This is a genomic window from Planobispora rosea, assembly GCF_014648175.1.
Classification (GTDB): Bacteria; Actinomycetota; Actinomycetes; order Streptosporangiales; family Streptosporangiaceae; genus Planobispora; species Planobispora rosea.
On the sequence record NZ_BMQP01000119.1, the window covers coordinates 1 to 1518 of the forward strand.

The 1518-nt window shown below is 63.6% G+C and carries 1 protein-coding gene and 1 pseudogene; one reads left to right on the forward strand and one right to left on the reverse strand.

From position 1 onward, the window contains the following. A pseudogene (locus IEZ08_RS38990) lies at positions 1-187 on the reverse strand (hypothetical protein); the annotation flags it as partial. Positions 188-557: 370 nt separating this feature from the next. Between IEZ08_RS38990 and IEZ08_RS38995 the strand changes: the two are divergent. Beyond that, positions 558-1319 (forward strand): PIN domain-containing protein, encoded by a 762-nt coding sequence (locus tag IEZ08_RS38995; RefSeq protein ID WP_189244242.1) that lies wholly within the window; start codon positions 558-560, stop codon positions 1317-1319. The last annotated feature ends 199 nt before the right edge of the window (positions 1320-1518 follow it).

Genomic DNA, 1518 nt, shown 5'->3' on the forward strand with positions numbered 1-1518 from the left:
AGGCGTCGTCCCAGTAGTAGGAGGCGGTGGTGGCGCCTTTGAGCATGACCTGCTGCTGCTCGCTGTCGATGGCTGTGTCGGCGTGCGCGGTTCCGGTGGCCGCGACTCCCGCGATCCCGGCGCCGGCCAGAACGAGAGCGGCGGTGGCGGTGCGGGCGCGAGCGGCCAGTCGAGCGGCGAACGTCATGAAGTGTGATCCCTTGTGCGGCGACAGGACTTCCGGCGGTTGGACCTCCGTAGGGGTCCGGTGCCGGTGAAGGCCCTGTGCCAGCGGCCTTCGACATCCAGTAAGCCGTCCGGGCGTAGCGGCAGAAGTGCGCGCAAGGTGCAGAAAAGTTGCCGCGCCCGGGAAGTCCTCAACCCCCTGCCAGCACGGGGATCCAGCCTTCTCCCGCCTAGCGTTTACGCCGTGAACGAGGGCCGGGATCCGGAGGCTCCCGGCCCTCTTGCTGCGACGCCGAGGTCGCGGTCAAGGACAAAGAGAGATCACTCGGCGATGGTCTTCGAGAGAAGCCCGCACAGCTCCCTGGGACAAGCCTGATCTCCGTGGAGTCCTGATGGGTGGCTTCATCTACGCCATCGCCTTCGACAGCGGCATACTGAAGGTAGGGCAGGGCATCGATGCCCTGCGCCGCATCGGCAATCACCGCCGCAACGCGGCGTTCCATGGCGTCGGCGTCGTCAACGAATGGGTGTCGCCGCCCCATGTGGAGTATGCCGCTAACGAGCGAAAGCTGATCGAGTTCTGCAGCACTCGCGGCATCCGGGAGGGAAACGGCCGTTCAGAGCATTTCACTAGCCTGGACTTCGCTACTGTCACGGCGTTCGCCCAATCGCTTCCGATGACGCCGTCGCACACAAGCACAGCAGCCGTGATCGATAAGGGACTCATTCTGGACGCCTCTGTCCTGACCGCCCTGGCTCGGCAAGACGCAACAACCATCATCATGGTGCAGCAGCTCAATAACGGTCAGATCCAGCTTGTGGTCCCGTCGCTAACAGCAGCGGAGGCTCTTCTGCGAGCGGGAGGCCGGGCAGAGCAGGCTGCTCTCCTGCAGGGCCTCCAGCGCCTGAAGATGACCACCGTCGGCGAGTATGGTGACATTCTCGACGTAGTCACAGTCGCTGGCGACCTTAATTGCCAGTCCCTGGGAGACGCGCAGGCCGTATGCGAAGCCTGTAGATATCAGTATCCGATCCTCACCCTCGACCGTGGCCATTGGGAGAAAGTCATCCGCGAGACCTCCGACGCTTTCACCGTAACCGCAGTGTCGGACTCGGACGACCAAGAGAGAATACGTTCAGGGGTGAGAAGCTAACGAGCAGGCGGGCGCGTGCGATCGCCGCCCTTTCCTCTTCACGATCGCAGAGACGGGCTGGCGCCAGATACCCGTCCTCTGAATCCGATATGCGCATTCCGTCCGCACTGTCTTTCCTCACGACTTCTTCTCCCGTTGTCGGCGGAGGTGTTTACGGCGTAAACGCTGCGGGGGCATGGCGGGAGGCGGGCGGGAGATG

Bases quoted from the DNA above. Each gene is read 5' to 3' on its own strand.
- IEZ08_RS38995 (WP_189244242.1), top strand. From the start codon at position 558: ATGGGTGGCTTCATCTACGCCATCGCCTTCGACAGCGGCATACTGAAG.